Genomic DNA, 5682 nt, shown 5'->3' with positions numbered 1-5682 from the left:
TTTTACCGGATCACTTTGCGCGAAATATCCAATCAGGTGCTGATATTACAGTCAACGGCCCTCTTTCAGTCGAAAATCTGCAATTAGATGTAGAAACTGATAAATTTAATACCTTAAGCCTAACATCCGGAATAAATATTGATAAGGGCTCTTTAACTTTGACGGATGAGGCACATTCTGCCATCAGTGTTAAAAACGTCATACATAATTATTCTTACAAGGAAAAGATTAGCAATGATAAAATTTCACGCTCAGATGTTTTCGGCATTAATCTTAACAACGTAGCTATTAAGGGAGTTAGCTCGCTTAGCGCTGAAAATATCCAATCAAATACGGTTTACAACGCATACAGACAAGAAAATAAAATAAACCACGGTAGCATTATCGGACTTAATTTATCACACCTTGAAGCTGACCGAAAAATCAATCTTTCCGCATCAAACATTAAAAGCACGCTTGCTCATGATGATGTAACCAAAGGCTTTAGTATTCCCACTTATGGCATTGTTTTAACCGGAAAAAACAGTAAGCTTTCTATAGGACATATGACCGCAAAGAATATTAGTGGTGATATCAGTAAACTTAAAGGCATATATCTGCAGGATTTAACTGAAAAAACGACTATTGATAATATCACCGTCACCGATGTCAACCAAAGCTCATCTACTAGAGTTAATGGTGATTCTAGTGTTGCCGGTGTGCACATAGAAGCAGGCTCTACCGAGGAAAACACCACTGATATTAATATCAAGAATGAGATTAACATCAGCAATATTGAGACTAACAACACCAACTCAGGTCAAAGAGCAGCCGGCCTTCTTATCGGCACTGAAGACTCCAGTACCTTCGGAAATTCTTCTCATGGAAATACAGATTTATCGGCTCACATAATCACTATAGATAACGTTAAATCTGCAGGATACAGCACAGTTAGCGGCCTTATGGTTAACCTTAGAAATATGAATAAGAATGTTAAGATAAGCGCCGATATACTCAATGTTAAAAATATTTCATCGCTATATAAAGGTAGTGCAAATATTGCTACACAATATGGAACATACGGTTTAAATCTTACAAATTCCGAGCTTGATATCAACAATATCAGCGTAGAAGGAATTACTTCTTCATCAGGAAAAAGTGACTTCGATGCGTATGGAATTAAACTTAATCGGAATAGCTCGATAAACTCATCAAGCATCATAATTAAAAACATAACCGGCACCGGAAGCAGTCACGGTTTACACGTAGATCATAATGATACAAAGCTTACTACCGACACGCTGCATATTTCAGATATACATGGAAATATAGCTTATGGACTAATGCTTGGAGGACACGGTATACAAACAGAAAACAAAGATCCTTTTACGGTAAATGAGTCTACTTACATTGATGTTGATGAAGGATACGCTTTAAATTCTAGTTGTTATAACGTCAATCTTAATGGAACGCAAGCAATTCTTTTAGGTGATGTGCTGTTTACTACCGGTACTTTGCAAATTAATGCTGCCAAAGTCTCTATTGAAGGCAACGTTACTGTCGATAATACCGGTAAATTCACCGCATCAGTAAACAGCAACAATCGCAGTAATCAAGAGCCACTGGTTATTAGAAACTTGCGTAGCGCTGACGCAAGCAATCATCCGCAATTTATTGAAAATGAATATGCACCTGAATATTCAGTTTGGGATTGGTCAGATGCAAAACGCCTTGATGCTTTAACTGTAGGTGATGTTGAAGGGTTTAGGCAGCCTGAGGGCGGTATTATCAGTGAGGATGTATACTCTGTAGTTGATTTAGATCGCTCCGTGACTTTTGAGGTACAGGATGATTACCGATATCACGAAAATTCCAAAACCGAGCAGGAAATCACTTTCGGTGCCGCCATCCGCGCCAATGCCGGAGGACGGGTACTGTTAGATGATGAAAACTCTGATTATACGATTATAGGCGACATCATTGCCGGCTCCGGTTCTAATTGGATTAACAGTCCTTATTTCACTGAAGATATGTTCAATCAGTACGTTCAACAAGGCTATACGCTTCAAGGCGGTGAAATCAATCTTGGCGGACGTAATCTCACCGTCGTCGGTGATATCTTTGCCGGAAACGGCGGCAAGGTAACGATGACCATGAACGGAACCTCAACTTTTGAGGGACAGGTTGACGATTACCATGAGCTCAATGACATTAAATCAGGTCAGGTATTCCATAATTCCGCCTTCCTTGGTTATGAGCAAAACAATGAAACACCTGTTTTTACGGCAGGCAACGTCTCCATAACCATGAACGACAAGTCTAGGTGGACAGCTCGCGGACAAAGCTTCCTAAGTTCATTGTCTTTCGGCAACGGTTTCTCCGGTATCGTGGATTTATCTCAAGATGAAGCCTCGTCAATTACCGTCGCTAACTTAAGCGGTAACGGACGCTTTAAGCTGCGTCTTGACTCTTCCGATGCTACTAAGAGCGATATGCTCTATGTCACCGACTCCATGTCAGGCAGCCATGAACTTGTCATTACCGGCAACGTGGATGTTAATGATATAGAAGACAATCCGCTGCGTTTTGCCACCGTCAATACTAATTCTCCTTCAGCTGCGACATTTAAAGCCCGCAGCGTCGACTTAGGCTTCTTTAATAATCAGTACACCATTGATACTGAATCTTTCAACGAAGAAGACGAAGATAATGCCGCTTACAACGGTGAAGGTGACGGAAAAGGCGTTTACAAGCCCAGCAATGATATGGTTACGGAGATGTTCGATGAGGACTCTCAAAACTTAATCATCACCGGCGTTGAGGAATACAATCCGGATAACCCCGGAACTCCCGACAATTCCGGCACACAGATTTCCGATGCCGGTCGTACCGTTATCAATATGTCAAAAGCCAACTACGCTAATGCCGTCTACATGGATACTTTAAACAAGCGTTTAGGCGAAGCCCGTTACGGCATGGGTCAGGATAACGGTGTCTGGGTCAGAATGCGTCATGACAATATCGGTAAGGAAGACGCTTTCCGCAGCCATAACACCATGGTTGAGCTTGGTTATGATTTCAGACAGGCTCTTAACGAAAGTGAGCTTCGTTACGGTGCCGTGCTTGTCTATATGAACGGTCAGAATGAATATCATACCGTAAGCGGTGACGGTGATTTACAGAGATACGGCGCGTGGATTTACGGTACCTGGCTTGCCGATGACGGTCAGTACGCAGATGTGGTACTCAAATACGGACATCTTAAGAACGATTTTGATGTGTTTGCCCCGTATGCCGGAGAGCATATTACCGGCGATTACTCCAATGATGTGATTTCTGCTTCAGCCGAATACGGATGGAAGTTCGCAAATGCCGCAGGCTGGTATGTCGAGCCTCAGGCCCAGCTGCAGTATTCTTATGTAACTTCAGCAGATTACACTACATCTCAGGGAACTAAAGTCGATTTGGATGCCATCGACAGTTTAATCGGTCGCGTCGGCTTTAGAGCCGGTAAAGATTTTGCTGCAGAAAATCCTATTACCGCTTACATTCGCGGCGACGTTCTGCATGAGTTCCTCGGCGATGAGGATATTGCGGCCCGTGATAATACCGGTGTGTTTAATGAAACTTTTGAAAATGACGATACCTGGTATAACGTCGGTGTCGGTCTTTCCGTCATGACTTCCGCAAATACTTACTTCTTTATAGAGGGAGAGCAGTCTTTCGGTGCTGACAATGAAGATACTTATACCGTTTCAGGAGGATTTAAGCACAGCTTCTAATCTATTCACCTCAAAATTAAGCGTCAGCTGACGGTTTAAATCATGCTAACGCCTATACCCTCTTAAGGCCGCGAACTTCTCTATGTTTCATGAAATTTTGCCTCTGCGGCCTTATTTAATACCTTAATTTTATTAAGTCCTTTTCAACATCATGTAAATGGAACTTTTATAATTACTTTAGAGGATTAAAGAGGGACTTTATGCGTAAAATTTTTATCTTATCTTGTTTACTTTTAAGTCATACCGCTCTATGCGAGTACCTAATGAGCGACGGCAACGGTTATATCGGAGAAGACGGGACTTACTATACCGGAGACGGCACCGGCGGATTCTTTACTTCGGACGGACAACAATACATGGGTGACGGTAACGGCGGTTTTTTAGGGCCAAACGGTGAAGTTTATTTTAATGACGGCTCCGGTAATATCTTCGGGCCGGAAGGGTAAATTCAATAAGTAACAAAAGGCATTGAAGCTAAAAGATTTTCATTTAGCTTCATGCTAAATCAAAATTACTATTGACGATCTTGATACAAACAAGCTTAAAACTTAAAAATATTTTTCCCGTGTGACGCCTTATGCATCAACCGCGCAAAATCTTTGATGACAGCATCAATACCCTCTCTGCCTGAAAACTCAGTCATCTTATATTTTTTAATCACGAAAACTTCGTCCACTTCACCGTTACGGGCAAACTGAGTCTTGGCATATTCAATTTCGGCTTGATTGATAATAAACTCATTTACAAAATCGTACTGCGCGTCGTCCGGATACTTAGTTTCATTTTGCGGACTTTTTCTCAGCCATAATTTAGGCTCTTTATTAACAGCATAAAGATCAACGCTAAAAATCAGCCAAGATTCGGACTCTTCGGCAGGTCTAAAGTCTGAGGTAAAATGCCAGTCACCTTCATACTTTTCGTTATCTTCACTTACAAATGATCCGTCATCGGAAACCTGAAAGATACTAAACCGCAGACAATAGTTCACATCAATACTTTCATCACCTAAGACATGCTCCACGAAGTAACAGGGCAAATAAGACCATCCCCACTTGTCACGATCAATTTTTACTGTTGCAACTGCGAAGTCTCGATTCTTGCCAGTTGGTCTGGTGGTAACATTTTCATACCACACCACAGCATAAATATTATCTTTATTTTTATGCTCTTTTTTATAAACGGAACAATCGCGTACATAGTAGACGATACTGTTTACCGCTTTCTGAAATTGCTCAAGCAGCCTGAAAGCTTGTCTTACTCCTAAAAATTGTTTATCCGTTACCTGATTCCGCTCCGACATATATGCTCCCACTATCCGTGCAGCTCTTGCTTCAAGCCTGCGCTCCAGTCTACAACACTATTGTAGCTTTCGGTTAAATCAACGCAAGGCAAAAGCGGATTGCCAAAGTTACGGTAATAATATAATCCTGCACGGTTAAAATGATAAAGAATTCGCCGGCACAGCCTTATTCGGGAGGCAGTGAACGCATCAGAGGTCTGCGCTTTATCCCGAGCCTTAACCAAATCTTTAAGTAAGGTTTCCGTTTGCTGACGAATATCAAGCCATGAACATTTATAAATTCTGACTTTATTCTCACTGTTGTTAGTAAATTCCAAACTAATGTCCTCATCTGTATAGTTGCTGTTTCCGCCTATTGCGATGAATGCTACCGGTAGAGGATTGTCACTATAAGTAAAGTAATAGGCATCAACCTCTTTTTGCCATTGAGCTTCAGTCTGCGACCCTCGGTTATCGCTGCGCTTTACTTCAATAATTAATGCCAAGGATTGGAATTTTAGGAACAAGTCAGGCTCAACTCTTGTTTTGTTTGGCAGATACCAGCTCGGCCAAAAAATATATTCTTCAAGCTCACCCCACTTTTTTGGAAGGGGGTGCGGACAAAATCCTGGACTAAAACCG

General features: G+C 41.6%; 4 protein-coding genes. 2 read left to right on the top strand and 2 right to left on the bottom strand.

Annotation, left to right across the window (positions count from 1 at the left end):
* Both HMPREF9444_RS05905 and HMPREF9444_RS05900 read left to right on the top strand, forming a co-directional pair.
* On the top strand, positions 1 to 3761 hold a 3761-nt coding region (locus HMPREF9444_RS05905; protein WP_040909317.1), incomplete at its 5' end, for an autotransporter outer membrane beta-barrel domain-containing protein.
* A 200-nt stretch (positions 3762 to 3961) separates the two neighbouring features.
* On the top strand, positions 3962 to 4207 hold the full coding sequence (locus HMPREF9444_RS05900) for a hypothetical protein (RefSeq protein WP_040909316.1): 246 nt from the start codon (positions 3962 to 3964) through the stop codon (positions 4205 to 4207).
* Positions 4208 to 4302: 95 nt separating this feature from the next.
* Here the strand turns inward: HMPREF9444_RS05900 and HMPREF9444_RS05895 are convergent, their stop codons facing one another.
* A complete protein-coding gene (locus tag HMPREF9444_RS05895; RefSeq protein WP_040909315.1) occupies positions 4303 to 5061 on the bottom strand; it encodes a hypothetical protein in 759 nt (252 codons plus the stop codon).
* A gap of 11 nt (positions 5062 to 5072) precedes the next feature.
* Positions 5073 to 5682 (bottom strand): hypothetical protein (locus HMPREF9444_RS11105; RefSeq protein WP_009143486.1); only part of this gene is annotated, 610 nt, incomplete at its 5' end.

It is taken from the genome of Succinatimonas hippei YIT 12066, assembly GCF_000188195.1.
Taxonomy (GTDB): domain Bacteria; phylum Pseudomonadota; class Gammaproteobacteria; order Enterobacterales; family Succinivibrionaceae; genus Succinatimonas; species Succinatimonas hippei.
The sequence above is the reverse complement of the archived record's forward strand: the minus strand, read 5'-3'. Positions and strand labels throughout refer to the sequence as shown.

Coding starts and splice junctions, on each gene's coding strand:
- HMPREF9444_RS05900 (WP_040909316.1), top strand. CDS start 3,962: ATGCGTAAAATTTTTATCTTATCTTGTTTACTTTTAAGTCATACCGCT.
- HMPREF9444_RS05895 (WP_040909315.1), bottom strand. CDS start 5,061: ATGTCGGAGCGGAATCAGGTAACGGATAAACAATTTTTAGGAGTAAGA.